The sequence below is a fragment of the Actinoalloteichus sp. GBA129-24 genome (assembly GCF_001941645.1).
Taxonomy (GTDB): Bacteria; Actinomycetota; Actinomycetes; order Mycobacteriales; family Pseudonocardiaceae; genus Actinoalloteichus_A; species Actinoalloteichus_A fjordicus.
In genome coordinates this window covers 1-21,997 of record NZ_CP016078.1, presented here as the reverse complement: position 1 = coordinate 21,997, position 21,997 = coordinate 1, and the positions used below count along the sequence as shown (strand labels likewise).

45 protein-coding genes are annotated in these 21,997 nt (G+C 69.2%); 2 read left to right on the top strand and 43 right to left on the bottom strand.

Features of this window, described 5'->3' with window-relative positions; all coding sequences use genetic code 11:
* Window positions 1-31: 31 nt before the first annotated feature.
* The 27 genes from UA75_RS31215 to UA75_RS31105 form a co-directional block, all read right to left on the bottom strand.
* Window positions 32-274 (bottom strand): hypothetical protein, encoded by a 243-nt coding sequence (locus tag UA75_RS31215; protein ID WP_075740721.1) that lies wholly within the window; start codon window positions 272-274, stop codon window positions 32-34.
* Window positions 275-278: 4 nt separating this feature from the next.
* Window positions 279-1,052 (bottom strand): hypothetical protein, encoded by a 774-nt coding sequence (locus tag UA75_RS31210; RefSeq protein ID WP_075740720.1) that lies wholly within the window; start codon window positions 1,050-1,052, stop codon window positions 279-281.
* Entirely contained in the window at window positions 1,049-1,210 is a 162-nt protein-coding gene (locus UA75_RS33635) for a hypothetical protein (protein WP_157434183.1), read from the bottom strand. Before UA75_RS33635 ends, UA75_RS31210 begins: the two co-directional genes overlap by 4 nt.
* Before the next feature lie 136 nt (window positions 1,211-1,346).
* Window positions 1,347-1,601, bottom strand: a complete 255-nt coding sequence (locus UA75_RS31205; protein WP_075740719.1) for a hypothetical protein — start codon at window positions 1,599-1,601, stop codon at window positions 1,347-1,349.
* The gene (locus UA75_RS31200) at window positions 1,598-1,888 is read right to left on the bottom strand and encodes a hypothetical protein (protein ID WP_075740718.1); all 291 of its coding nucleotides are present in this window, start codon (window positions 1,886-1,888) and stop codon (window positions 1,598-1,600) included. Before UA75_RS31200 ends, UA75_RS31205 begins: the two co-directional genes overlap by 4 nt.
* Window positions 1,885-2,058 carry a hypothetical protein gene (locus UA75_RS34215; protein WP_198044296.1) on the bottom strand — a complete coding sequence of 58 codons (174 nt, stop codon included), beginning with the start codon at window positions 2,056-2,058 and terminating at the stop codon, window positions 1,885-1,887. Before UA75_RS34215 ends, UA75_RS31200 begins: the two co-directional genes overlap by 4 nt.
* The gene (locus UA75_RS31195) at window positions 2,051-2,437 is read right to left on the bottom strand and encodes a hypothetical protein (RefSeq protein WP_157434182.1); all 387 of its coding nucleotides are present in this window, start codon (window positions 2,435-2,437) and stop codon (window positions 2,051-2,053) included. The genes UA75_RS34215 and UA75_RS31195 overlap by 8 nt, the downstream gene beginning before the upstream one ends.
* Window positions 2,427-2,642: a hypothetical protein gene (locus UA75_RS31190; RefSeq protein WP_075740716.1), complete on the bottom strand. Its 216-nt coding sequence runs from the start codon at window positions 2,640-2,642 to the stop codon at window positions 2,427-2,429. The genes UA75_RS31195 and UA75_RS31190 overlap by 11 nt, the downstream gene beginning before the upstream one ends.
* The gene (locus UA75_RS31185) at window positions 2,635-3,018 is read right to left on the bottom strand and encodes a DUF6292 family protein (protein WP_075740715.1); all 384 of its coding nucleotides are present in this window, start codon (window positions 3,016-3,018) and stop codon (window positions 2,635-2,637) included. The genes UA75_RS31190 and UA75_RS31185 overlap by 8 nt, the downstream gene beginning before the upstream one ends.
* Window positions 3,019-3,072: 54 nt before the next feature.
* The gene (locus UA75_RS31180) at window positions 3,073-3,504 is read right to left on the bottom strand and encodes a hypothetical protein (RefSeq protein ID WP_075740714.1); all 432 of its coding nucleotides are present in this window, start codon (window positions 3,502-3,504) and stop codon (window positions 3,073-3,075) included.
* Between the two features lie 144 nt (window positions 3,505-3,648).
* Window positions 3,649-4,083 carry a RusA family crossover junction endodeoxyribonuclease gene (locus tag UA75_RS31175; protein ID WP_075740713.1) on the bottom strand — a complete coding sequence of 145 codons (435 nt, stop codon included), beginning with the start codon at window positions 4,081-4,083 and terminating at the stop codon, window positions 3,649-3,651.
* 57 nt (window positions 4,084-4,140) lie between these two features.
* The gene (locus UA75_RS31170) at window positions 4,141-4,368 is read right to left on the bottom strand and encodes a hypothetical protein (protein WP_075740712.1); all 228 of its coding nucleotides are present in this window, start codon (window positions 4,366-4,368) and stop codon (window positions 4,141-4,143) included.
* Window positions 4,365-4,742 carry a hypothetical protein gene (locus UA75_RS31165; protein WP_075740711.1) on the bottom strand — a complete coding sequence of 126 codons (378 nt, stop codon included), beginning with the start codon at window positions 4,740-4,742 and terminating at the stop codon, window positions 4,365-4,367. The genes UA75_RS31170 and UA75_RS31165 overlap by 4 nt, the downstream gene beginning before the upstream one ends.
* On the bottom strand, window positions 4,739-5,137 hold the full coding sequence (locus UA75_RS31160; RefSeq protein ID WP_075740710.1) for a hypothetical protein: 399 nt from the start codon (window positions 5,135-5,137) through the stop codon (window positions 4,739-4,741). Before UA75_RS31160 ends, UA75_RS31165 begins: the two co-directional genes overlap by 4 nt.
* Window positions 5,134-5,325, bottom strand: coding sequence for a hypothetical protein (locus UA75_RS31155; protein WP_075740709.1), 192 nt, complete (start codon window positions 5,323-5,325; stop codon window positions 5,134-5,136). The genes UA75_RS31160 and UA75_RS31155 overlap by 4 nt, the downstream gene beginning before the upstream one ends.
* Window positions 5,326-5,330: 5 nt before the next feature.
* Complete coding sequence (locus UA75_RS31150) at window positions 5,331-5,534, bottom strand: hypothetical protein (protein ID WP_075740708.1); 204 nt, start codon at window positions 5,532-5,534, stop codon at window positions 5,331-5,333.
* Between the two features lie 19 nt (window positions 5,535-5,553).
* Window positions 5,554-5,991, bottom strand: a complete 438-nt coding sequence (locus UA75_RS31145; RefSeq protein WP_075740707.1) for a hypothetical protein — start codon at window positions 5,989-5,991, stop codon at window positions 5,554-5,556.
* Complete coding sequence (locus UA75_RS31140) at window positions 5,991-6,449, bottom strand: single-stranded DNA-binding protein (RefSeq protein WP_075740706.1); 459 nt, start codon at window positions 6,447-6,449, stop codon at window positions 5,991-5,993. The genes UA75_RS31145 and UA75_RS31140 overlap by 1 nt, the downstream gene beginning before the upstream one ends.
* Window positions 6,449-6,700, bottom strand: a complete 252-nt coding sequence (locus UA75_RS31135) for a hypothetical protein (protein WP_075740705.1) — start codon at window positions 6,698-6,700, stop codon at window positions 6,449-6,451. Before UA75_RS31135 ends, UA75_RS31140 begins: the two co-directional genes overlap by 1 nt.
* Complete coding sequence (locus UA75_RS31130; RefSeq protein ID WP_075740704.1) at window positions 6,697-6,882, bottom strand: hypothetical protein; 186 nt, start codon at window positions 6,880-6,882, stop codon at window positions 6,697-6,699. Before UA75_RS31130 ends, UA75_RS31135 begins: the two co-directional genes overlap by 4 nt.
* On the bottom strand, window positions 6,879-7,046 hold the full coding sequence (locus UA75_RS33630) for a hypothetical protein (RefSeq protein WP_157434181.1): 168 nt from the start codon (window positions 7,044-7,046) through the stop codon (window positions 6,879-6,881). Before UA75_RS33630 ends, UA75_RS31130 begins: the two co-directional genes overlap by 4 nt.
* Window positions 7,043-7,180 (bottom strand): hypothetical protein, encoded by a 138-nt coding sequence (locus UA75_RS33625; protein ID WP_157434180.1) that lies wholly within the window; start codon window positions 7,178-7,180, stop codon window positions 7,043-7,045. Before UA75_RS33625 ends, UA75_RS33630 begins: the two co-directional genes overlap by 4 nt.
* Window positions 7,181-7,268: 88 nt before the next feature.
* Window positions 7,269-7,646 carry a hypothetical protein gene (locus UA75_RS31125; protein ID WP_075740703.1) on the bottom strand — a complete coding sequence of 126 codons (378 nt, stop codon included), beginning with the start codon at window positions 7,644-7,646 and terminating at the stop codon, window positions 7,269-7,271.
* A 74-nt stretch (window positions 7,647-7,720) separates the two neighbouring features.
* The gene (locus UA75_RS31120) at window positions 7,721-7,966 is read right to left on the bottom strand and encodes a hypothetical protein (RefSeq protein WP_075740702.1); all 246 of its coding nucleotides are present in this window, start codon (window positions 7,964-7,966) and stop codon (window positions 7,721-7,723) included.
* Window positions 7,967-8,058: 92 nt separating this feature from the next.
* Window positions 8,059-8,472, bottom strand: coding sequence for a hypothetical protein (locus tag UA75_RS31115; protein WP_075740701.1), 414 nt, complete (start codon window positions 8,470-8,472; stop codon window positions 8,059-8,061).
* Window positions 8,473-8,601: 129 nt separating this feature from the next.
* Window positions 8,602-8,838 (bottom strand): hypothetical protein, encoded by a 237-nt coding sequence (locus UA75_RS31110; protein ID WP_075740700.1) that lies wholly within the window; start codon window positions 8,836-8,838, stop codon window positions 8,602-8,604.
* Window positions 8,839-8,842: 4 nt separating this feature from the next.
* Window positions 8,843-9,118 (bottom strand): hypothetical protein, encoded by a 276-nt coding sequence (locus UA75_RS31105; RefSeq protein ID WP_157434179.1) that lies wholly within the window; start codon window positions 9,116-9,118, stop codon window positions 8,843-8,845.
* 129 nt (window positions 9,119-9,247) lie between these two features.
* On the opposite strand from UA75_RS31105, the gene UA75_RS31100 reads away from it, so the two are divergent.
* Complete coding sequence (locus UA75_RS31100; protein WP_075740698.1) at window positions 9,248-9,448, top strand: hypothetical protein; 201 nt, start codon at window positions 9,248-9,250, stop codon at window positions 9,446-9,448.
* Between the two features lie 41 nt (window positions 9,449-9,489).
* On the opposite strand, the gene UA75_RS31095 is transcribed toward UA75_RS31100, so the two are convergent.
* From UA75_RS31095 to UA75_RS31030, 15 genes are all read right to left on the bottom strand, one after another.
* Window positions 9,490-10,806 (bottom strand): replicative DNA helicase, encoded by a 1,317-nt coding sequence (locus UA75_RS31095; RefSeq protein ID WP_075740697.1) that lies wholly within the window; start codon window positions 10,804-10,806, stop codon window positions 9,490-9,492.
* Complete coding sequence (locus UA75_RS31090; protein ID WP_075740696.1) at window positions 10,806-11,447, bottom strand: ATP-binding protein; 642 nt, start codon at window positions 11,445-11,447, stop codon at window positions 10,806-10,808. Before UA75_RS31090 ends, UA75_RS31095 begins: the two co-directional genes overlap by 1 nt.
* A gap of 3 nt (window positions 11,448-11,450) precedes the next feature.
* The gene (locus UA75_RS31085; RefSeq protein WP_075740695.1) at window positions 11,451-12,323 is read right to left on the bottom strand and encodes a hypothetical protein; all 873 of its coding nucleotides are present in this window, start codon (window positions 12,321-12,323) and stop codon (window positions 11,451-11,453) included.
* Window positions 12,324-12,723: 400 nt separating this feature from the next.
* Complete coding sequence (locus tag UA75_RS33620; protein ID WP_157434178.1) at window positions 12,724-12,936, bottom strand: hypothetical protein; 213 nt, start codon at window positions 12,934-12,936, stop codon at window positions 12,724-12,726.
* 264 nt (window positions 12,937-13,200) lie between these two features.
* Window positions 13,201-13,953, bottom strand: coding sequence for a hypothetical protein (locus UA75_RS31075; RefSeq protein WP_075740693.1), 753 nt, complete (start codon window positions 13,951-13,953; stop codon window positions 13,201-13,203).
* Window positions 13,954-14,119: 166 nt separating this feature from the next.
* Entirely contained in the window at window positions 14,120-15,343 is a 1,224-nt protein-coding gene (locus tag UA75_RS31070) for a DNA cytosine methyltransferase (RefSeq protein ID WP_075743816.1), read from the bottom strand.
* A gap of 178 nt (window positions 15,344-15,521) precedes the next feature.
* Window positions 15,522-15,944, bottom strand: a complete 423-nt coding sequence (locus UA75_RS31065) for a DUF4326 domain-containing protein (protein ID WP_075740692.1) — start codon at window positions 15,942-15,944, stop codon at window positions 15,522-15,524.
* Entirely contained in the window at window positions 15,941-16,324 is a 384-nt protein-coding gene (locus UA75_RS31060) for a hypothetical protein (RefSeq protein ID WP_075740691.1), read from the bottom strand. The genes UA75_RS31065 and UA75_RS31060 overlap by 4 nt, the downstream gene beginning before the upstream one ends.
* Window positions 16,321-17,016, bottom strand: a complete 696-nt coding sequence (locus UA75_RS34210) for a hypothetical protein (RefSeq protein ID WP_198044262.1) — start codon at window positions 17,014-17,016, stop codon at window positions 16,321-16,323. Before UA75_RS34210 ends, UA75_RS31060 begins: the two co-directional genes overlap by 4 nt.
* A complete protein-coding gene (locus UA75_RS31050) occupies window positions 17,013-17,348 on the bottom strand; it encodes a hypothetical protein (RefSeq protein ID WP_157434177.1) in 336 nt (111 codons plus the stop codon). The genes UA75_RS34210 and UA75_RS31050 overlap by 4 nt, the downstream gene beginning before the upstream one ends.
* Window positions 17,345-17,590: a WhiB family transcriptional regulator gene (locus UA75_RS31045; protein ID WP_075743815.1), complete on the bottom strand. Its 246-nt coding sequence runs from the start codon at window positions 17,588-17,590 to the stop codon at window positions 17,345-17,347. Before UA75_RS31045 ends, UA75_RS31050 begins: the two co-directional genes overlap by 4 nt.
* A gap of 212 nt (window positions 17,591-17,802) precedes the next feature.
* Window positions 17,803-18,381 carry a WhiB family transcriptional regulator gene (locus UA75_RS31040; protein WP_075740688.1) on the bottom strand — a complete coding sequence of 193 codons (579 nt, stop codon included), beginning with the start codon at window positions 18,379-18,381 and terminating at the stop codon, window positions 17,803-17,805.
* Window positions 18,378-18,797 carry a hypothetical protein gene (locus UA75_RS31035; protein ID WP_157434176.1) on the bottom strand — a complete coding sequence of 140 codons (420 nt, stop codon included), beginning with the start codon at window positions 18,795-18,797 and terminating at the stop codon, window positions 18,378-18,380. The genes UA75_RS31040 and UA75_RS31035 overlap by 4 nt, the downstream gene beginning before the upstream one ends.
* Window positions 18,798-18,842: 45 nt before the next feature.
* Window positions 18,843-19,016, bottom strand: coding sequence for a hypothetical protein (locus tag UA75_RS33615; RefSeq protein WP_157434175.1), 174 nt, complete (start codon window positions 19,014-19,016; stop codon window positions 18,843-18,845).
* Complete coding sequence (locus UA75_RS31030; RefSeq protein WP_075740686.1) at window positions 19,013-19,267, bottom strand: helix-turn-helix domain-containing protein; 255 nt, start codon at window positions 19,265-19,267, stop codon at window positions 19,013-19,015. The genes UA75_RS33615 and UA75_RS31030 overlap by 4 nt, the downstream gene beginning before the upstream one ends.
* Window positions 19,268-19,412: 145 nt before the next feature.
* On the opposite strand from UA75_RS31030, the gene UA75_RS31025 reads away from it, so the two are divergent.
* Window positions 19,413-19,871: a hypothetical protein gene (locus tag UA75_RS31025; RefSeq protein ID WP_075740685.1), complete on the top strand. Its 459-nt coding sequence runs from the start codon at window positions 19,413-19,415 to the stop codon at window positions 19,869-19,871.
* 578 nt (window positions 19,872-20,449) lie between these two features.
* Here UA75_RS31025 and UA75_RS31020 read toward each other — a convergent pair.
* Window positions 20,450-21,961 (bottom strand): recombinase family protein, encoded by a 1,512-nt coding sequence (locus UA75_RS31020; RefSeq protein ID WP_075740684.1) that lies wholly within the window; start codon window positions 21,959-21,961, stop codon window positions 20,450-20,452.
* Between the last annotated feature and the right edge of the window lie 36 nt (window positions 21,962-21,997).

Genomic DNA, 21,997 nt, shown 5'->3' with positions numbered 1-21,997 from the left:
GGTCTGTGGGAGCACCGGGGCGGCAGGGGGGTCAGCTTCCGTAGGGGCGGATGCCGCCGAGGTCGGTCTGTGCTCCTAGGACGGTTCCGCAGGGCCAGGCGGTGTCGCAGCCCGGTGCGGCGCACTGTTCGCCGTCGGGCCGATGTTCATCGAGGAGCCGGTGGATGACTCCACCGTGGGTCCGTCTGAACCTGCTCTGTTCCTTGTCGTCCCGGCGGTCGGACGCCTTGAGGAGAGCCAACCGGTAGTAGGCGAGTTCCTGATCATTCGTCATGAACTCAGTGTCGAGGGCGTGTGTCACCGGTGAACCCGAACGGACGGTTATGTCCTGTTCCTAGGAGCGCGGACATCTTTACCTGCGTTCCTTGCGGCACGCTGAGCTGTTCGTAGCTCGTCACCCTGACCAGGGAAAGACCGTTGAATTCGGCTAGGTAGACCAGGCTGTCGTACAACCTGTTCCAGGTCTCGGCCAGGACATGGTCGTCCGGGTTCGGCGCGATGACGATCTCATCCCCGGCTGTCCAGCCGTTGTCCACCGGGGTTGGGGTGAGCCGTTGGATCGCGGCGCGTGTCCTTGCCAACTCGACGGGGGTGAGCTCGGCGCGGTCGACGAACCTGCGGAGCTCGTCGATTCGCCACGAGGTCGGAGCTGCTGCGAGCGGCTCCGACCACCGACGCCGGTGGGCGCCCCGTTCGGTGACGAGGTAGTCGATCCGTCGGGGTGCCTGCCAGATGGGCATCTCGTCCACCCAGGCCATGTTGACGGCCGCGCCCATCCACCGGGGCCGGTAGTCGGGCATGGGATCGGGGTCCGGCGGGCGGCCCGCCCGCCGGGCTGACAGCCAGTCCCGCAGCTCGCCGCCGAGCCCTCCACCCTCGGCCTCGCCTTCCGACCGGGCGGCGTGCCACCTCTCCTGGCAGGTGTCCGAGCACCAGTAGTAGGAGGCGTCGCCCCGCAGGCGGCGGGAGCAGGTGGCGCATTGGTCGAGCTGGAGCTCGGCGGCCCGCTCGTCAGCCAGCGCGCCATCGATCGCCGCAACGATGTCGATCATCCCTGCTTCTCCTTCTCCTTCTGCTTCCCCCGGCTGTCCGCGATCAGGGCGGCCAGCCAGCGGCCGGATTCCGCCATCGCCTGGTCGCGGGCTTTGCGGCCTCGTCCCCGGCGAATCGGGGTCGGCCAGCTCGGGGCGATCGTCGGGATGTTCGTCACGGCAGGTCTCCTCGGATAACGGGGACAGCAATGGCGACGCACACCGCCGCCGATGCGGTCTGCACCCACCACGGGGCACCAGCCCAGAGGGAAGCGAGCGACAGGAGGGCCACGGCCATGGCGGTTCGGTCGGCGATCACGACGCCTCCCCGAGGATGATCTGGGCCAGGTCCGTGCCCGGCAGGGACTCCCGGTAGGCCTGTCGTGTCGGCGCGGCCTCGACGTCGAGACGATCCGCCTCCGCCCGCAGGAGTGCGGCGAGCGGGGCGGCGGCCGACGGGGCGAGGCCGAGGACCCACGCGACCCCCAGGGCGGGGGTGGGCGGGACGTCGGTCAGGCTGTCCAGCCGGGCGGCGGCCCGCCGGAGGAGGTTGGTGGTCTGCTCGGTCACGACGACTCCTCGGGTCCGAACAGCTGGGCGAGCGGGACCGGCTCCGGGGCGGGCCCAGTCGTTTCCTCTGGCTCCCAGAGCGGCCGGTACTCCCCGAGACGGGCGGTGACCGTGATCCGGCGTGATCCGTCCGACAGGGTCTCGACGGCGCGGACGATGTCATGCGCCCGACCTGCGGACACGTTCACCGCCACCGCCACGACGTCGTCCACATCGGTGTGGGCATAGTCCCCCTCGGGGACGTCGACCACCGCGGTCATCGTGACGCGGATCGGCGGGCGGCTCACGATGCCCGCCTCTCCGCGGTGTCGGGCAGCAGCCCGAGGCAGTCCAGCAGCACCCGGCAGTCGGCCGCGTCCGTCGCGGCGGCGGCCACGGCCAAGCGGGCGCGGGAACGCTGCTCGTCCGGTACAGGGTGGACGGCGACATTCTGAGGGCGCATTGGGAAGTCAGCCATCACACACCTCCGTCATGACGACCATGCCGCCGGGGATGCCGAGGTCATCAGTGGGCATCGCCTCGAACAGCGCGGACTGATCCGGGTGGCGGGGCGGCGGGACGTCACCGGGGTCGAGGAGCGGGCCGCCGCACTCCCAGCCGCACTCGCCGTCGAGGGCGGCGGCGTGCTGCTGCTCGCCGCAGGTGTGGCAGGTGACCTGCCAACAGGGCAGCGCCTCCTGTCGGACGATGCCGTGTCCCCGGCCGGGGTTGATCACCCGCACGGCGTCGGCGCGGGTCAGGCAGTGCGGGTCCTCCCAGGCATCGCCGTAGTCAACCCACCAGCACGGCTCGGGCAAGCGTACCGGGGAGGGAGACGTGTCGGGGTCACTCGTCATCGGTCGGCTCTCCCTGGTGGATGGCGACGAGGTCGCGCAGGACGTCGCCGAGCGGTCGGTAGTTCGCCTCGATCGACTCCGTCTCGGTGCGCCCGGTGTAGACGACCGCCTCGCCGTCGATGTCGGATCGGCCGATCACGATCTTCGACAGGTCGACGCCGTGCTCGGCGAGGATCGCGCGGATCTGGGCGATGGGGTCAGGCATCGGAGGTCTCCCCTCGATACTCGGCGAGGTCGGCGAGGATTTCGGCGCGGAGGGCGTCGTCCTCGTCCTCGGCGCTGCGGAACCGGGGGGCCTCGATGACCCTGGGCCTCGCCGGGATCGCGGCAGCCCAGGCGGCGACACCGGCGGGAGGCGGGGCGAACGCTCCCAACGAGTCGATGACGTTGCCGCCGTCCGAGGTGAGTGCGTACCAGGCGCGTTCCTCGGACCACGCCAGGCAACGCCCGGAATCCAGTGTGATGCCAGCGTCGAGGAGGTCGCCCTCGTCGGCGTACCAGGTCTCGACCGGCATTCCGGCGGCGGTGAGGGCGGACGCGCACGCCTGGATGTAGGCGTAGTGCGGGGTGTCGGTGCTCATGTCCCCTCCAGGGGTGAAGGGCCGACGCCGGGTGGTCCGGCGTCGGCCGGCGGGTCAGGCAGGGGCGTGCAGGACGATGAGGTCGGAGTGGCGGATCAACTCGAACTCGTCGGCGGCGAACCGCACCAGTGCGTCCTCCGCTCCCACGGTGATCACGGTGCCCCGGCGGGTGAGGCCGGTGGCGCGGTCCAGGTGCGAGACCGTGTCGCCCGGCGCGAAGGGGCCGGGCGCGTCGACGTCCTCCCGGAGGGCCTGGTCTCGGTACACGGCCAGCAGGTCGCGGCCGATCTGGGTCAGCTCGCACGGTCCGCCACGCGGGGAGACGATGCGTCCCTCCCAGAGGAGGTATGAGGCGGAGGCCTGCCCCTGCGGGTCAAGGAGGACCGGGCCGACCGGCTGCCGCGCCCACCACACGTCGTCGGCGTCGCAGGTCAGCAGTCCGGCCTCGACCCACGCCAGGATCTCCCCCTCGGTGTGGGTGCTCATGACGTGGCCTCCTTCGCATCCACATCGAGGATGCGCAGGTGATCCTTGCTGATCGTGAGACTGTTACGATTCTCCATGTCGGATTCCTCCTAGGTGTTATCCGACGGTCGGGCGGGTGATTCGGACACCCGCCCGACGCCTATTTCACTGGGCCGATTCTACCATTTCGAGTTCGGCATTCGCATTCGCCGACATGACCCGGATATGCACTCCGGGGATCTCGTCGAGTTCCGCGAGCCGTTTCCGCGCGCGCAGTTCCGTTGCCTGCGAATCGTCCGCGATAGTGCCCGCCGAGGTGAGCGCGTCGAACACGGCGCGGACGAGTTTATCGAGGTCAGGACGCTTAACTGCGGGCGGTGTCCGCCGCTTCGGCGTGCTCGTCGGCCGGGGCATCACGAATTCCAGGTCGACGGCAACGGGTTCTCCTGCGCCGTGCCGGGTCATTCCCGAGGCCGCCCACCGAATGGATTCCCGCCATGGCTTCACCGCTTTCGAGGACTCCACGAGGATTCCCCGTCCGACGTGGCGTTTCGAACCCTGCGGGGCGGGATGGCCGGCCACGAACACCGAATCGTTCACTTCCCGACTCCGATCGGGGTGTACTTCTTCTTCATCTCGTCGTGGGTCTGCACGGGGTCAGCCATGTCCGCCGCCGATCGCACGGCGCACGCGAGTGATCTCCAACTCGCGGCCGGGCCTCCCGGCGAGCGTGGCGACGAGTTGCAGCTCGACGGCGACAAGCATCGAGGCGTAGATCTGCGCTACGAGTGGCATCGCCTCGCGGTCAGCGACGTCCTGCGGGTCGGTGGACAGCACCCGGCGGTACAGCTCTTCGCGGCTGCGGATCTTCTTCGGCTGGGTCACTCGTCCTCCAAGGTCGTCGGGATCTCGACGGTGATCGTGGCCTGCGCGATCATGCGGGCCACCTGCTCCACCTCGGCGAGTGTCAGATCGCCGAGGTCGGTGTCGCCGGCGCCCTCGGCGATCGCGTCGGGGTCGTCGTTGTCTCGGGCGGACGACAGGATCAGGTCGGTGGCGAGTTCGCGGAGCGCCACCGTCCGGGGTCCGCCGGACAGCCGGGCGAGCAGCTCGGCCGCCTCAGAGTTCGGGCAGCTGCCCCCCGCGTCGGGCACGCCGTGGGCCTGGCATCCGCCGTGGTGGTCGTACCAGCACGGGTCGGGGTCGGTGAGGTCGTCGAGCAGGCGCAGTGCGGTAGCGAGGTCGGCCTCGACGGTCACGACTCCTCCCGCACGTCGTCGCACAGTCCCGCTGCGCGCATCTCGGCGCGCAGGCTGGCGACGGTCGTGCCGTCGTCCGGTAGGACAGGACGCGGGTCCTCCCGCACGTACTCGACGGCGGTGACCTCGCGGGCCACGACCCGGTACGCCTCGGGGCAGGGGTCCTCGTAGGCGTGCTTCCCAAGGCCCTCGGTCCACTCGGCGGCCAACAACGCGCCGTCCGTCAGGCGCCACACCTGGCGGCGTCGGACGTAGTACGGACGGCCGTTCTCCAGCCGGACGATGCTGTAGTCGACGGATCGGGCGCCGGGGTCGACGCGGTCTACGACGTCGGACGCGTACTCGTTGGTGTCGGCTACGACGGCCGCGACGATCTGATCTGCCTGGGTGCTCACTGGTCACACCCCCACCGGCAGATGCCGCAGTGGAGCCCCAGGCAGTCCCGGTCCTCACAGTGGGTCTCGATCAGATAGTCGCCGTGGCAGGCGGGGCACTCGGTGACGTGGTCGTTGATCATGAGGTCCTCTCTGTTCTCGGTGTCCACCGCCGCCCCGGCATCGGGGTCCGGGGCGACAGAGGGCACCGGCGTCAGTCAGTCGGCAGGATCACGGCCACGGACGCGCCCCGGATCAGTTCGGACACCCGGCGGTGCTGCTCGTCGGACAGATCCCCGCCCAGGTGGCCATCCGCCATCTCGCCGATCGACAGGTACTCGACGTCCCTGGCGTGCTCGGTGATCACGTACGTGGCGTACTCGCGTAGCTGAGCCTCGGTGTAGGTGGTGTCGCTCATCGGCTTGGCCTTCCCTTGGTCAGGTGTTCAGGACGTCGGTGACGAGGTCGTTCAGGTCCTGCTGGAGCTGGCGGGCGGCGACCAGGAGACGCGCGAGGCGTTCGCCGACTTCGCCTTCGGTTGCGGCGGCGGCTGCGGCGAGGGCGTCGATGGCGTCCTGGAGGTCGATCGTCTCGACGGCGTGCAGGTGCTCGGGGGTCATGGCGGGTCCTTTCGGTTCGAGGTCAGGGAGGTCGAGTCGGTGGATGAGGTAGCCCACCTCCTCGGAGGCGGCGTAGTTGTTCCGCCTCGCCCACTTCGCGAGGTCGGCGATCCATCCGAGTGAGCCGGTGGAGTCGATGACGAGGGTGGCCCCGGTCTTCCGCGCGGCGTGGCCGACGCGGCGGGCCTCGGCGACCACGGCGGCGGCGGCCGTCGGGCTGTGGCAGGTCAGGATGTGCTGCGCAGCGGTCAGCATCAGAACGGCACCTCCTCGCGGTTGCCGACTGCAGGTGCTCCGCCCCACGGGTCGTCGGCGGGGGCCTGCGAGGGTCGCGACGGCGCCGCTCCTCCCCGCTCGACCTTGCGCACGGCGGCCGTGGCGTACCGCAGCGAGGGGCCGATCTCGTCGACCTCAAGCTCGACGACGGTCCGCTTCTCGCCGTCCTTCTCGTAGCTGCGCTGCCTCAGCCGTCCGACCGCGATCACGCGGGTGCCCCGGCTCAGCGACTCGGCCGCGTTCTCGCCCGGCTGCCGCCACAGTGAGCAACGGAGGAACAGGGCGTCGCCGTCCCTCCACTCGCCGCTCTGCTTGTCGAAGGTGCGTGGGGTCGAGGCGATGGTGAACGACGCGACCGCGTCGCCCTTCGGGACGAATCGGAGGTCGACATCGGCGGTCAGGTTCCCCACCACGGTGATCGTCGTTTCGCCTGCCATCAGGTGCTCTCCTTCGTCGTTTGTTTGCGTCGGGCGTCGAGGACGTCCTCGCGGTATGTGGTGAGGACGTCGATGTGCTGCTCTACCTGCACGCAGCCCCGGTCGTAGCCGCCGAGTCGGTGCTCGGCGAGCAGCTCGGCGGCGAGGATCAGCGCGTGGTCGAGGCCGTCGGCCCGGTCGAGGGTGGTGATGTCGAGGCCGGTGGTCTCGGCGAGCAGTTCGGCGGTGGACTCGATCTCGTCGTCGCTCATCGGGCGTCCTCCGGGGTCAGCAGCTCGGTGACGTCCCGCCACGGCTCCACGAGCCGCTGCTCGATGCGCGATCCCGGCGCCTGCCGGTGCAGTGCAGTGGCGTGCCCGACCGTGCTGGCCGGGTGCACCTCCACGCCGATCCCGTCGGCGGGCCTCACGAGGACGCGGTATTCGACGATCACGTCGGCTCCGGCTGGAACATGCCGATCCATCCGCACGCGCACTCATACGCCGTGATCGTGTGGACCTCGGCGGGCAGCCTGACGCCCTGCACGGTGCGGCAGGAGTCGCAGGTCACCCGGTAGACCACGGTCGGCGGGTTGGTCTCGGTGGCGGGCTGGGTCATCGGCCCTGCTCCTCTCGGTGTGCGCGGGCGTGGTGTGCGGCGTGGACGGGGCAGGTGGGGTCCATCCAGCCGTCGGGGTCGCCACCGCCGGGGCACGAACAGGTGGTCCTGCTGGTGTTGGTCACTGCGATCACGGGGGTTCCTCTCGTCTCGTCGCGGGTGTCTGGTGCCCCGGTGCGCTGCCTGATGCGCGGGCGGGCGGGTCCGTCCGGGGCTGGTGGGTCAGTCCTCGTCGTCGAAGTCGTCGTCCTCGTCTTCCTCGTCGTCTTCGCGGTACTCGGCGGGGATCTCCGGCAGGGTCACCTCCCACACGGGACCTGAGTAGGAGATCCCCATAGGCGTCCCGTCCTCGTTCAGAGATCCATCGCCGAGCCCGATCCGGTCGTCGTTGATCTCGCCGTCTGCCTCCATCACGACGAGGCCGCCGGGAACCGTCTCGCCGTCTGCCCACATGCGCGGGGCAAGAGCGGCGGCGATGGTGTCGGCCCACTGGTCGATGGCGTCCTCATCGATGCGGTACTCGTAGTCCTCTTCCTGCAAGAACTCGTCGTTCTTCGCGACGATGACGGCCTTGATGCGGGACTGGAGCGAGTCGGTCATGCGGCTTCCCTCCGTCTGTCTGCCTGTCTGGCGGACTCCACCGACCCCGTACGAGACGGGGACGACGGGGAACGTCAGCGCTGGCGGTCGCGGCGGGCATTCTCGGCCCATGCGTCGTCTTCTTCGGCTTCGGTGAGGACGACGGTGGTTCGGACGGCGTGCACCTGGACCACGCGGGCCACCGTGTCCGCGTGGTGCCACGTCTTAGTAGCTAGCTCCGCCAGCGCCTCGGCGACGGTGTCGTGGCACGTGGTTCGGAGATCGAGTCCGAGACGGACGTTGGTGATCTCGATCTGGTAGTAGGTCTCTTCGCGCTGCATCTTCAGCCCTTCGACACAGTCCTTTGTGGACGGTTGGTGTCCGCTCCCGCCCAGGTCGGGGTCACCGGGCGGGAGCGGAGGTGCGGGGAGGGTCAGCTGCCGAGGACGGCGAGCGAGGCGGAGCCCCGGCGGACGCACACGATCAGGGCGGCCAACTGGTCGTCCGTCAGGGACGGCAGCCCCGTCGGGTGGTCGGTGGCGACCCGGCGGACCTCGTCGAGGAGCACACCGTCGACGGCGTCGGACTCGGCGAGCAGGGACGCGGCGCGGGTCTCCTCCGCCGTCGGCCACAGCGGGCCGTGAGCGGCGTCGTGGGCGGCGTCCAGCTCGCGCAGCAGGCCGCGCTGGCCGACCGTCGTGGTGGTCACGCCGTCGGGTCGGGTGACCTCGGCGAGGTCACCGTGGCGGACGACGACGGCGACGATCTGACCGGCGGAGTAGGCGATCTCGATGTCGCGGTAGGAGTCGCGGGTGATGCGGTTCGAGTGATCCAGCAGAGCCGGCATGATGTGTGTGCTCCGATCTGCCCCCAGCAAGGGGCGGAGGCGGGTGTTGTGTAGGACCGGCCGGGGCGGCTTACTTGGAGGTTGGACGCCCCGGCCGGGGCACCCCCACGGAGGTGGGGAGGGGGTCGGTCAGGCGGTGGCGTCGTCGAGGATGACGCGGGCCGCCGTTCCGTCGGTCGCGGTGCTTGCGGCGGTGCCGATCAGCTCGGTCGTCGCGTCCATCCACGCCACTGCCTCGGCTCCACCTTGGGAGGCTCCGACGGCGGCCCGGCGCGCTGCGGCGTCGTTCCGGGCGACGATGACCATGGCGTAGGCGGCGTCGGGCGACGGGCCGTCCATGGAGCGTCGAATCAGGTAGATGTTCATCAGGTCACGCTCCGATCTGCTCGATGGCGGCCAGTAGAATCGCCGACTGGTCGAACTCGCCGACGGTGCCCTCCCGCTCGGCGCGGGCGAACTCCGCGTCCATCGCCCGCGATGCCTTCGGGTACCTCGTTTCCAGCTCCGTGGTGATCCGGGTGCGGAGGAGCCACGCCGCGCCATCGGTGTAGCCGTCCAGTGCCGCCAGCGTGGCGATCAGGACCGGGCTGGTGGTGTTGCTCATCAGATCGTCCAGCTCCGTGTTCAGCGCGGCTGCTGCGTTCATCTCCGCCTCCGTGGTGTCGCTCTCTCCGTATGCCAACAAGTTTGGCCTACCCGGTTGTGGTTGTCAAGTCGTTTGGCGACTCCAGTTGGCAAAACAGTTTCGCCAACCTGGTTGTGAGACCATCACGTCATGACAGACACCGCCGATGACCTCAAGAAAGCCGCCACCGCCTTCCGCCGCGCCGAAACCGTCCTCGCGAACGCTCGAACCCGGCTCGCCGACGCGATCCGCGCCGCTGACGCTGACGGCGTCCGCCAAGCGGAGATCGCCCGGATCACCGGCTACACGCGGGAGAACATCCGACTGATCGTGCGAGCCCCCGCCGACTAGCCGCCCGGTTGCCCGCAGGACGGCCTGCGGGCACACCCGGATCATGGCTCCAGTTGGTTCGACATGCACACAATGCGCTGGTAGTGGCCCTGGAACGCACCGACCACCACCCCCGTCGGCCCCTGCCGCTGCTTGGCAATGATGATCTCGATCTCGCCCGGCTTCAGATCGTCATCACGGTGCAACAGCAGGACGTTGTCGGCGTCCTGCTCGATGGCGCCGGACTCGCGCAGCTCCGACATGAGCGGCTTCTTGTCCTGCCGAGTCTCCGAGTTGCGATTGAGCTGCGAGGCCACCACCACGGGCACCCCGAACTCCTTCGCCATCAGCTTCAGTGCCCGGCTCATCTCGGACACCTGCTGCTGCCGCTGCGACACCCTCGGGTCGTGGTGCTGCATCAGCTGGAGGTAGTCGACGACCACAAGGCTGTACGGCTCGCCGCGACGGGCGGCGTCGGCGACGTATCGACGGATCTTCGCGACCCCGCCAGACACCATCTCCGTCACCCGCAGAGGACGGCCCTTCGCCTTGCCTTGGGCTTTCGCGACCTTCATCCTGTCGGCGTCAGACAGCTTCTTGGCGACCAGGTCCGAGAGGTTCACTCGCGCGTCACTCGCCATGATCCGCAGCATCAGCTCACGCTTGGACATCTCCAGCGAGCAGATCAGCGCCGGGGACCCAGCGGCGGCGACGTGCGCGGCCAGCTGCACACCCAGCACGGACTTGCCGACGCCGGGGCGGGCGGCGACCACTGTCACCGATCCCGGCGTGATCCTCAGGAGCCGGTCCAGGTCGGCGAGCCCGGTGGGCAGACCCGGTTCCTCGGTGGGGTCGTCCAGCCAGTCCGAGGTTTCCGAGTAGAGGTCGTCGAGGTCGGAGAGGTCGTCATCGGCCTGGCCGTGGACACCGAACAGCGCCTGCTGCGCGGCTTCGAGGACGTCTTCGACCGGGGCACCGTCCCCGCCGAGCATCCCGACCTGGGTGATCTGCTGGCCTGCGGCGACCACCCGGCGGAGCATGGCCTTCTCGGCGACGATCGCCGCGTAGTAGGTCGCCGAGCCGCCGACGGGGGCGTCCCCGAGGAGCCCGACCAGGTAGGGGCGGTCGCCGACGCGGGCGAGCTGCCCAACGGCGTCGAGTTCGGCTGCCACGGTGACCGGGTCGGCGGGGTCGCCGCGGTCGTCGAGGCGGCGGATCGACTCGTAGATCACCTGGTGGGCGAGCCGGTAGAAGTCGCCTCCAGCGATCATGTTGGCGACGGCGCCGATGACCCGGTTGTCGAGGAGCATCGCGCCGAGGACGCCCCGTTCGGCGGCCTCGTCCTGCGGGAGGGTGTCGGGGATGGCGGGTTCGGTCATCACAGGTCTCCGGCGGGTTCGCGGCGGTCGTGTCCGCCGAGCTCGATCTGGTGGCACATCTGCCCGATGCGGGATGCGATCCGGTCGCCGAACTTCGGGCGCAGCTCGGCGGCGGGCAGGTTGGTCGTGATGAGCATCGGGAGCATGTGCGTGTACCGGTGGTTGATCAGGCGGTAGAGCTGCTGCTCCGTCCACTCCGAGGTCTTCTCGGCTCCGAGGTCGTCGAGGAGTAGGAGCGGGGTTCGGGCGTAGCGTTGGTAGGCCGCCTCAGGGTGGTCGCTGCCGCGTTGCGCGGCGTAGAAGTCGGCGGCGGTCACGGCCTCCCAGGACAGGCGCAGCCCGGACGCGGAGAGGGCTCGGATGATGCCGAAGGCCGTCCAGGTCTTGCCGCTGCCGACGGTGCCGAGGAACAGCAGCGACGGGGCGCACTCGACCTTCGGCACGGGGTGACCGGTCGCCACGGCCTCGGCAACGATTCCAGAGACCCATTTCCGGGCGCTCAGTTCGTCCACAGTGGCCGATCGGTACCGGGCGGGCAGGGATGCCCGGAGAAGCTCCCCGGCCTTCTCTCGGGACTTCTGAACGTGGGTCGGGTCGAGGTGGTCAGCGTCGAAGTCCTCGACGCGGGCGATGGTGGTCATGGGTCAGATCCGTCCTCGGAATCCGGCGGTGGGAGCGCGGTCCTGGTGGGGCTGGTGCCCGCCGGACACGGCGCGGAGATGGCGGTGCGGCGGGAGTTCGTCGGCCCACTGCTCGTCGTTCAGCCATGTCGAGGGGTGCGGAACCCAGGTGATGTCCCGGCCCCGGTAGTGCTCGCCGTAGGCCTCGGCGGCGGTGATGATCTCCTCGACCGGGGTCGACTGGGCGGCCTTCTCGAACGCCGTCCTGGCACGGGGCTTCTTGGCCTTCTTCGGATAGGCGGCCCAGAAGCGGTCGAACGCCTCGGGGTCAACCTGCGCCTTGGCGGCCTGCTTCGGCTTTGTCTTGGGAGGGGTGGTCGGCATCCCGTCGAGTGCGGCCTGGCCGTCGGACAAACCCGGCTGCGGAGCGGCCGGGGTGTCTGTTCCAAGAGAAGAGCCAAGAGTAAATACAAGAGGGGGGTCGGATTTCCGACCTGTCCGAGCCGGATTTCCGACCTGTCCGAGCCGGATTTCCGACTGCTCCGTTTGGGTGAGGACCGGTCGGATTCCCGGCTGGTCGACCGGTCGGATTTCCGACCTGTCCGCCGGGGTCGTGTGAAGCTGGTACCGGTTGGACTGCGACGAGTTCCCCTGCCTGATCTTGGTGAGCCAGCCGTCGTCGATGAGGCGCTTCACGCCGGCCTTCGCCTGACTCAGACTCATGTCGGCGTCGACGGCGATCTGCTCGGTGGTCGAGTCGGAGACCCCGGTCTTGTTGTCGGCACGCATCGCGAGAGCCGCGTAGGCGCGGGCGGCGGGAACTCCTGCGACGAGTTTCGGGAAGATCGCCGCAGGGATCATGATCCGAGGGACGTTGCCCTCCCTGATCCAACTCATCGGCCACCGCCGGGCGGCACGATCTCGCCTGCGGGGACGAGCAGCGCACAGATGGCGCGAACGGAGTGCAGGCCCGGATACGCGAGAGCGCGGCGGGCGGTGTCGGGAAGTACCGACGGGTGGCTGAGTGCAGTATGCTGATGCACAGGCATACTGACGTCACCCCCTTCATCGTCGCAGGATGGATACGGGGTAGGCCCGGATGAGGTGTTGACGCACCTCTCCGGGCCGCTTTTCTTTTGTGGCTCGATCATACCTGACGCGCCCTCGAGTTCGGCATTCCGACTAGCGCATTGCGCCGTTCCCATGGTGGCACGGGACACGAGGCCGCCGAATGGGCTACGCCGATTCTTGGTTCCCATTCCGCACCTCTTTCCCTCGCCGCTGCTGGTCAGGTCCGTCACGCTGCTCGGTCTCGTCTCGCCCGTCCGGACATGTCGGCGGCGGCCCACCTGATCGCCGCGTCCTCTGGGTGCTCGACAGCGATTCCTCCCTGGTCAGTGAGGTAGGACGAGCCGAAGCGGAGTAGGACGAGCACGTCGGACGGCGGCAGCGGCGAGGCCTGTCTGATCAACCACCCGTCGGCCAACGCCTGCGTTCGGTTCGATTCCACCCATTCGTGGCACGAATGACAGAGGTGCACCAGATTGGATGGATAGTTGGTATCTGCTCGGCATGTGCCGCCCATTCCTCGGGGCCTCCGGTGATGAATCTGGTGTCCCTCTCGGCAGCACCTCTCGCACAATCCCCCCGAACGTGCGAGAACCAAGTCGGCCTGCTGTTTCGTCGGCCCGGTCTTCTTGCTCATGGCCTGCTCCCCCTCTCCTGTCGGGCAGCCACGGCGAGCCGCCAGCGCGAGGCTGGCGGCCACCGTTGGTCACCCGGTCGGGCGGAGGACCGGCGTCAGCTCCTGATCCGGCAGGGGTGGGTGGATCACATCGAAGGTCGGGATGGTCGACGTGACGCCGTCCTCCTCAGACGGCGCGGGAATCAAGCCCTGGTAGGTCAGGCCGACCTGAACTCGGGTCGGGGCCGACGGGTGCGGAGAGAACGTCTCGAACTTCCCCTTGCGGCGGCGGGCCACCGAGACGAACGCCTTCGCCGCCTCCAGCGGGAGAACCCGCCGCGGGCCGACGACGTCCTCCTCGCCCGCGACGTGCTCCTCTGCCAGCGCGGACCAGACGCTCCTCGGGAACTTGGCGAGGTTCCCGGCGGGGAACCGCACCTGCTTCTGCTGCTCGTCGACCTCGAACAGACCGGGGTCGTCGACCCGGCTGATGAGGATGCGGCCCGCGTCGGCGGTGATACGCAGGAAGGTCGTGATCTCGTTGCGCCGCTCCTCGACCAAGAGCGGCTTGAACGCGGCGATGGTCATCGACACGCCGTCGTTCGGCAGCAGGACTGGGGCCAGCGTGCCGTCGGCGACCTCACGGCAGTGGCCGATCAGACCGGTGGTGGATGACGTGGAGGTGCCGGACAGCACGGTGGTCCGGCCGACGTCGATCGGGTCGTCGGCGAGCGCGGTGTGCACCAGGATGCAGCCGGTCGCGACCTCGGGGTTGTCGTCGCAGGTGTGCAACAGGTCGGCCAGCATTCCCAGCAGGGCGCTCGTGGGCAGGGTCACGGACATGGCGGGGTCTCCTTCGCGGGGAGGGCGGGGTTGGGTCCGGGGCAGGGTCGGCAGCGCGGGTCCACGTGCACCACCAGCCCGGACGTGGTGATGGCGCGGGCGGGCTGCTGGCACGCGGCGCAGGCGATGCCGTGCAGCGGGATCGGGGACGGGCGGCGGGTCGGCCTCACAACGCCACGCCGAGGGACGCGACGACAGCGCGGATCAAGAACTCCGCCGCAGGCGGGGTGACCCCGTTGCCGAGCTGTTTGATCTGTTCGCGGCGTGTCCCCAGCACCCGGTACGACGGCCGGAACGCCATCGCGGCCTGCACCTCCGGGCTGAGGAGCATGCGGAACCGCGACTGCTCCACAGACCGATCAATGACCTCGACCAGGGCGTACCGATCCCGAGTCGTGAGCGTGCCGACCGGTCGGGACACCGGCACCGCCGACTCCGACGACCCGTAGTACGGCACCAGCAGACCCTCGGTCTCCCGCGTCGTGCGAGTGCGGAACGGGGCGGTCACCGGGCTAGCGGAGGAGTTCCACGTGCCCCCGGCGGGGACGAGGGTCGGCACCCCGGCGTGCCGCTCGAGCCCGGCCCGAATCCGGGCCAGCGTCGCCGGGCGGAGCGGGCGATTCCGCTCGCCGATCACCTGCCCCTGCACGGACCAGTCGATCGCGTCGGACGCAGGAGACACGTGCGGCTCGACGATGCCGTTCCGGCACTCCACCCTCGGGCACCGGTACACATACTGAGCCCGATACCGACCCCACCGCTCCGTCTTCTTCCACGCCTGCACGGCCCGGACCCGACGATCACACGGCGCGCACCAGGCCTCCGGGCGGATCTCGAGGTCCGGGGCGGGGTTGCCTTCCCGCCAGAGCACGACGTACAGCCGGTCCCGGCTCTGCGGGGCCCGCGGTGCAGCGACCGACGGGGCGTGCATCGAGTTGAGGTACACCTCGTGGTGCCGGTATCCGAGCAGCCGCATCGCGTGCAGCCACGCCGGGTACAGCGGCCAGAGCGCGGCATCGACGACGTTCTCCACGATGATCGCGTCGTAGCGGTGGTACTCCGCGAACCGCGGGACGTCCCACATCGTGGCGCGAGAACGTTGCGACGCCTCGTCGGACAGCGTCTCCCCGAACAGGTCCGGCTCCTGGTGCGCACGAGGAACACCTCGAGCCTGGGAGTGCGCGGTGCATTCCGGGCTGGCCCACAGGATGTTCGTCCTCGGGTAGCGGCGAACCTCGACGTCGTGCTCAACGCCGGGGAAGTTCGCGGCGTGCGTCTCGATCGCGAGCGGCCAGTGGTTGGCCGCGATCCGCAGCTCAACTCCGGGGACGACGCTCGCGCCGAGCCCGCTCCCACCCGCACCGCAGAACAGATCGGTCACCGTGATCACGCGGCCACCTGCCTCGGACGCGAGGTCAGGTGCCACCAGCCGCACCAGTAGCACTGGTAGACCGCGCACTCCCTGCGGCGCTCATCCCCGGCAGCAGCCTGACGGCGGCAGGCGTCCAGCTCGGCGCGGGCACGCTCCTCGGTGGACCAAGCGAGCTTTTCGGATCTGCAGTAACGGCTCACGCCGCCACCTCCCTCAGGTCCTCCAGCAGCACCAGCGGCGACACCCCGGACGCGAGGACGAGGAGCGCATCCCCGTGGCAGGGGACGTCCAGGGCGCACCGGCAGGCCAGGTCGCGCCCGGCGAGCACCGGGATCAGCGCGAGGTGGTCGAGTCGGCGCTTGGCGAGGTCGTCCAGGACGACGGACCCGGCCAGCCACGAGATGTAGAGCTGGACGGCCGCCGCAGCTGCGGCGGACTCCGTCTCGGTGGTGCCGTACACGGTGGGCACGTCACCCGCCACGCCCACGGCCCACGGCCGGGACGTGGACCAGCGCGGCCAGGGCCACGTCGCGAACGGCGACGGCAGGGCGGTGTCGATGTCGACCGCGCCCGCCGTGTCCGCCCGCAGCTGGGTGAGTGTCAGACGGCGGGCGGTCATGCCGCACCCGCCATCGCGTACGCCTGCCGAACCAGAGCGCCAAGCGACTGCACCGTCGCAGCGACGTCCCGCACCGTCCGCAGGTGATCCTGCGCCGCCTCCCGTCCGGTCTGCGCCAGCCGGTACGCCCTATACTCCTCAGATGCCCGGTCGTCCACCCACGCATCCCGCTCGGCGGTGGTCGTCCCGCCGCGCGTCACCCGAGGGGCGTCGGGGCTGAGCATCGCCCGGCGGTGCACCGACCGGTAGTCCAACTCCGCCATGGTCTCGACGTCCCGCGCGACGCGCAGGCTCCTCTCTGCCCGCGCGAGATCATTGACGCAGGCGCGGAGCTTGCGTTCGATGTCGACGGGAGACAGCGGCTCGTAGGGCGCGCTCATGCCGCACGCTCCTCGGACTCGACGTGCTCGGTCAGCCAGGTCTTGAACTGCCGCAGAGCCTTGACCGACGCCGATCGGATGTCCTGGCCGGTCTGGCCCGAGAACCCGTCGGCGATCTGGGGCAACGTGAAACCCCGCTTCTGGCCCAACGCGGCGATCTCGTTACGCAACTGCGACGCCTCGTCGACCGGGGCAGCGGCCTCGACGGCAGCTGGTGCGCTGTCCACGGGGGCACCTTCCTTGCGCCACAGGTCCAGTGACACCCCGAACCTCATCGCGGCGTTGCGGATGGCGTCTCCGATGATCTCCTTGACCGCGTCCCCACCCTTCTTCCCCTCGGCGTGCCCGTACCCGAGTCGGGTCACCCCCGCGACCGTCAGTCGAATCCACATGCCGCCCTGTTCATCACGGGCGGGCAAGCCCTTCTGGTCGAATGCCACCGGCTCCCACGTCCACTCGGGGTCGACCTGGAGCAGTCGGTCGGTGGCGTCGGCGTGGCCTACGAAGTCGAGGTGCATGTGGGCGCTGGTGATCCACTGGGTGCAGACCCCGCACTTGGACTTCTGGTGTTTCCCGCAGGACTTCCCTTGGGCGTCTCGACATGCCGGGCATGTAATGCGGGGAAGTTTGCCGATGCACTCGGCCGGGAACGGCGCGCGCAACGCGGCCTGCTGCTCTGGGGTGATGCTCATGCGGCCCTCCGGGCAAGATTCAGGTAGGTCTTGTAGTCGAAGGCACGGCTGCCCCGTGGCTCGTCGTCGGCGGGGCGCAGTGCCCGGAGCAGTTCGTGCAGCTCCCACGGCTCCCGGTCCGCTGTCACCGACACGGCGAGATCCGTCCGGGCGTGGACGGCCACGACGTGCGGCTCGTCCAGCGGCACCGACACTACCACCAGCGCCGCGTCGGGCGACAGGTACGACACCTCAGCCCAGCCGGGGACGCGACGGCGAACCATCGCGTCTACCAGACCAAGCAGGTCGTCTCCGGGAGCGAGAGTTCGTCGGTGGGTGACCGTCAGGCTCATGCCGTCCGCCTCGTCCCGTTGTTGCGACGCTTCAGCGCCCGCCGCTCGTCCTCGGACATCGCGCCCCACACCCCGTAGGCCTGCCCGCTCTCCAAAGCCCAGCTCAGGCACTCGGAGGACACCGGGCAGCGGCGGCAGACGGCCTTCGCCTCATCGATCTGATCCAGCGCAGGTCCGGTGCTTCCCACCGGGAAGAACAGCTCGGGGTCCTCGTCGCGGCACGGCATCACCGGGGACGCCATCCAGGACGAGGGCGGCGCCTCACGCACCGCCGGTCCGACATGCGATCGGGCCCGCTCCGCGCGACGAACCTGCGCCGACCTCTTCTCCGCCCGCAGGCAATCGCCGCACCGACGTCGACCCGCCGAGTCCAAGACCACCGACGCCTCAGTCACCTCGTGGCCCGCCGCGCACCGACCGTTCGGCCACATGTGGCTGTACACCACCGCCGCAGTCACGACACACCGCCGACAGCCCGCGCCCGACGAAGCTGCGCCGCACCGGTTTTCGCGCTGTAGTACCGGCCGCCCACCACACCCGACGGCGCCACATCCGTCTGCGACATCGCCGTCGCGTCACACTGGGACCGCACCGGGCACCGGCCGCAGATCGACAACGCCTCCCGCACCCGAGGCAGACGAGCGGGACGACCACCGGACCGGCGGGACTCCTCGTCCGACGCCTCCTCGAACAGATCGGGTTCGGAATCACGGCAGGCCGCGTCGTTGCACCAACTCCCGGTGCGCGGACGGTGCTCGAACGCCTCCACCGTCTCCGCCGCCAGCTCGGCGGCGGCGTTGTACGGCACCGGGGCAGGGCGTGGGATCGGACGCGGTGCAAGGCCGCGCAGTGTCGACTGGCGACGGGACCGGCGGGTGACCGACCTGGTGCAGGCGCGGCAGCGCGGCGAGCCCGACTTCTTGATCATGATGTTGTCGATGGTCATCGGGTGGCCGTTCGAGCAGTGCCCGTCAGGCCGCCGAGCCGTCACGTATAGGCCGTTGACCAGGGGCAGGTCCAGGGTGGCGGTCATGCCGCGCCTCCAGTCGCCCGCATCGCGGCGGCACGCTCGCGCAGCTCACGCCGCTTCGAGGTCAGCCGGGCCAGACGGTTGCACTCCAGGGCGCGGTCGGGGAACACCGTCATGTCCTTGCGGATCTGGTTCACCACCTGCAAAAACCGGTCGATTCGGACGCCGTAGCGCTCACGGATCACGACGTCGGCGCGGGCGGCCGTGAGGCCTTGGGAGTAGAGGTCCAGCACGGCCCGCTTCTGCTCCGGCGTGACCGGCGGCCACTGCTCGGTGGCGTTGTCCCGGTCCTGCTGGCGGATGCGCGCCAGCTGCGCCTCCGTGGCCCGTGCCACGGACTCCCGGCGGCTCACGTCCCGCTCTGCGTCTCGGGCGATACGATGGTGGTTGATCATTGAGACCTCAGTTCTCGTGATCATGGGGTCGCTCAGTGGCTGCTGAGCGGCCCCGCTTCATGTGTGGGGTCAGGCAGCGCGGCGGGTGTCGCGTCGAACCGACGCGGACACCGGAGTCGGCGGCGTCGTCGGCGCGAGCAGCAGGCGGAGAGCCGCACGGGTCTCCTCGGACAGCGGCGGGGCCGCCGCCGCGCTGGCACGCGCCGCTGCCAGCGCTCCCGCGCACAGAACCGGGCGGGTCATGCCGCTGCCTGGTCGTACTCGCAGGCACACCGAGTCGTGATCCGTTCAACTGGGATGTCAAGCGCCCGAGCGATAGCAACCTCCAGCGCGGGCGAGGCGTTGCGCCGCCCGCGTTCGACGTTGCTGATCGTGTCCTCGTGGACTCGGTGTCCCGCGATCGTGATCGTCCGAGCGAGCGCTCGAATCGACATGCCCGCGCTGCGTCGGAGGGAGCGAATCTCCCGTCCGAGGGTTCTACAGTGCGTCGTCATGTCTGTCAGAGTAGACGGACTCTGTCAGATTAACAACCCAGTACTGACAGATTATGCGCCCATGTGGTCTGACCTGCTAGACCGACCAGCCGGATCTGCCGCTCCGACGCGACCCGCGCACTCCGCACACGCAACAATCAGTGCCATGTCCACCCCCGCCACCCGCCGCCGCCTCGCCACCCTCCTCGACGACGCACGACAACAACTCGGACTCAGCAGGACCGCACTCGCCCGGAAGGCAGGGGTCTCCCTCGACCCGCTCAAATCCCTCCTGGACGCCGACGACGTCACGATCAGAGACGCCAGTGCGCGCCGCATCGAGGAGGCCGTCGAATGGTCGGCTGGCACCATCCCCGCCGTACTCGACGGCGACATCACCGACCCACGCCCGATTGAGCCGCTCCTGCCGGGCGGCACCATCGACGATGTCGATGTCGATCACCTCATGTCGAGGCTCGATGACGACCAGGGCGAGCTCACTCCGACCGAGGTGGCCGCCGCCCTGCGTGTACTCAACGTGATTGCGACTCGCCTTGGCGACGATCGCCTACGCATGTGGGTGGCGGGCTGGGAAGCAGGCAGGCAGGCGAGGGACAGCAGGTAGTCACGCAGAGCGCCGACGCTCAGGGCAATCGGGCGAAATCCCACGCGACACCCCCGGATGTTGTAACGCACAGCACCCATCTGGGGGATACTCTCCCTACCGGGGGATAGTCGCGAGGGGGAGCTTTGATCAAATTATCCGCAGCAATTTGGGCCGCCTGCACAGCTGTGGTGGGAATTCTCGCCGCCATCGGCGACAGCAATTCCCACTACGCCGATGCGTGGGAAACATGGTGGGATCTAGCGCTCTCCGCGTGGATCGCCAGCGCCATCCTCGTCGGCGTCGCAATGGTCGGCACGCGGATCGAGACGCTAGTCAGAGCGAGAGATGAACCGGCCCCGACCAGCGACGTCTCCCCCGGAGACCTCGCGATCGCGCTACGGTTGGCCGACCGCCGGCACCGGCCCCCGGCGCTGGTCATCCTCCACCCGGCCGCAGTTCGCCAACGTTCTAAAATGATTCAGGAAAGCACGGCCGGGCGGCCGGGAGCGTCCTCGGAATAATGTGCAGCCAGATAGGAAGGGCGCGAAACTAACAATGGTCCACCTATGTAATGTTAGGACGACCTAACCTAATATTCAGTCCTTCCAGCGCAAGTCGATATCCTTCCACCACTCCTTGCTCGGTGCTCGCCGCCCAGGCGACGCAGGCATCACCCACACGTCCACCAGGCGACGCAGGATCGCCCGGCGGCGCTCCAACGAGTACCCCGGCATGCCGCCATCCTCGGTGCCGAACCACTCACGCCGCACATCCGTGCCGACAATTGCTGCTAGCGGGTCGGCCTCCGACGCCGCCGCAAGTTCGTCACCGACCACCGTTATGCGGTGCCGCGCCCGCTCGGTGCCGAGCAGCATCGCTGACCTCGTCAGCGCACCGTCGGCGTAGTCCTCGGCCAGCGCCTCGAGGACTCCATGGAGGCGAGCCAGCTCCGCGTGCAGCGCGGCAACATCGATCTCAGCTCTCGCGTGATCCGGCCTCCGCAGCAACTTCACCGCGTCCGGCCGGGACAGCCGCTCGATCAGCGCCTCCTGCACCCACGCATCCAGCGCCGCAGCCTGACGGGTCACATGCCGAACGCCAGGCAGCCGATCCACTTTCGGTGCACACGCGTACTTCGCCTGACCTTTCCCCCCAGCCACCGGCATCCCCCGCAGCGTCGGCTGCCCGCACCCGCCACAGATGTACAGCATCGCGCCCAGCCAGCGGGGCGGACGGCCGCCCCGCTCCACTGACCGCGCTCCCCGCCGCTCGAGGACATCCACGCACGCCCGCCACTCCTCTTCGGACACCGCAGGAGCCCACCGCCCGCGACCCACAATCTGACCTTCGTGCGACATCAGCCCGCAGTTTCGAGGACGCATCAAGATCTGCTTGACCGTCGACGCAATCCACTCTTTCCCCCGCGTCCCCCGTGATCCCCTCGCGTTCATCTGCCGCGCGATCACCCGCAGCGAATCCCCCTCGACGACGGCCTGGGTCGCCCAGCGGATCTCCGCTGCTTCTGCCGCCCGCAGCGACTCGCCGTCCAGCTCCCAGCCAAAAGGCCGTATCCCCCCGGCCCACCTCCCCTCCCGGCGGTTCGCCGCCTGCCGGAGCGCCAGGCGCTCCCCGGTCTGCCGAGCCTGCGCCCCCGCCCACGCCGTAAACGTCCTCGCTGCGGCCTGACCGACCGCCGTCGAGAGATCCATCGTCCCCGCGCGCACCGTGTGCGTCAGGATGCCGCGAGGCTCGCAGATGTCGATGTAGTCCTCGAGTTCACGGTTGTTGCGGTGCATCCGGTCTGAGTGCCACGACAGGACTACGCGAGCGCTATCCCGCTTCAAAATCTCCAGCATCTCGTAGTACTCGGTGCGTTTGCGCGATCCGGTCGTAGCGCTGATGTCGTTGTCGAGGTACACGCCCACGACGCGGACACCCATACGGCGGGCCAACGGGAGAATGTCCCAGAGCTGATTGACCTCCCCATCCGCGTCGTGATCACGATCTCGAGAGATCCGCAGGTAGACGACCCCTGTCGTGTCGCCTGGCGGCAGCGCGTACAGCGCGTCGATGAGATCGGAGGGTAGTGGCTGCGCTGGAAGTCTCACTGCGCTAGTATGCCAGTTAGCATCGCAACTCGATTA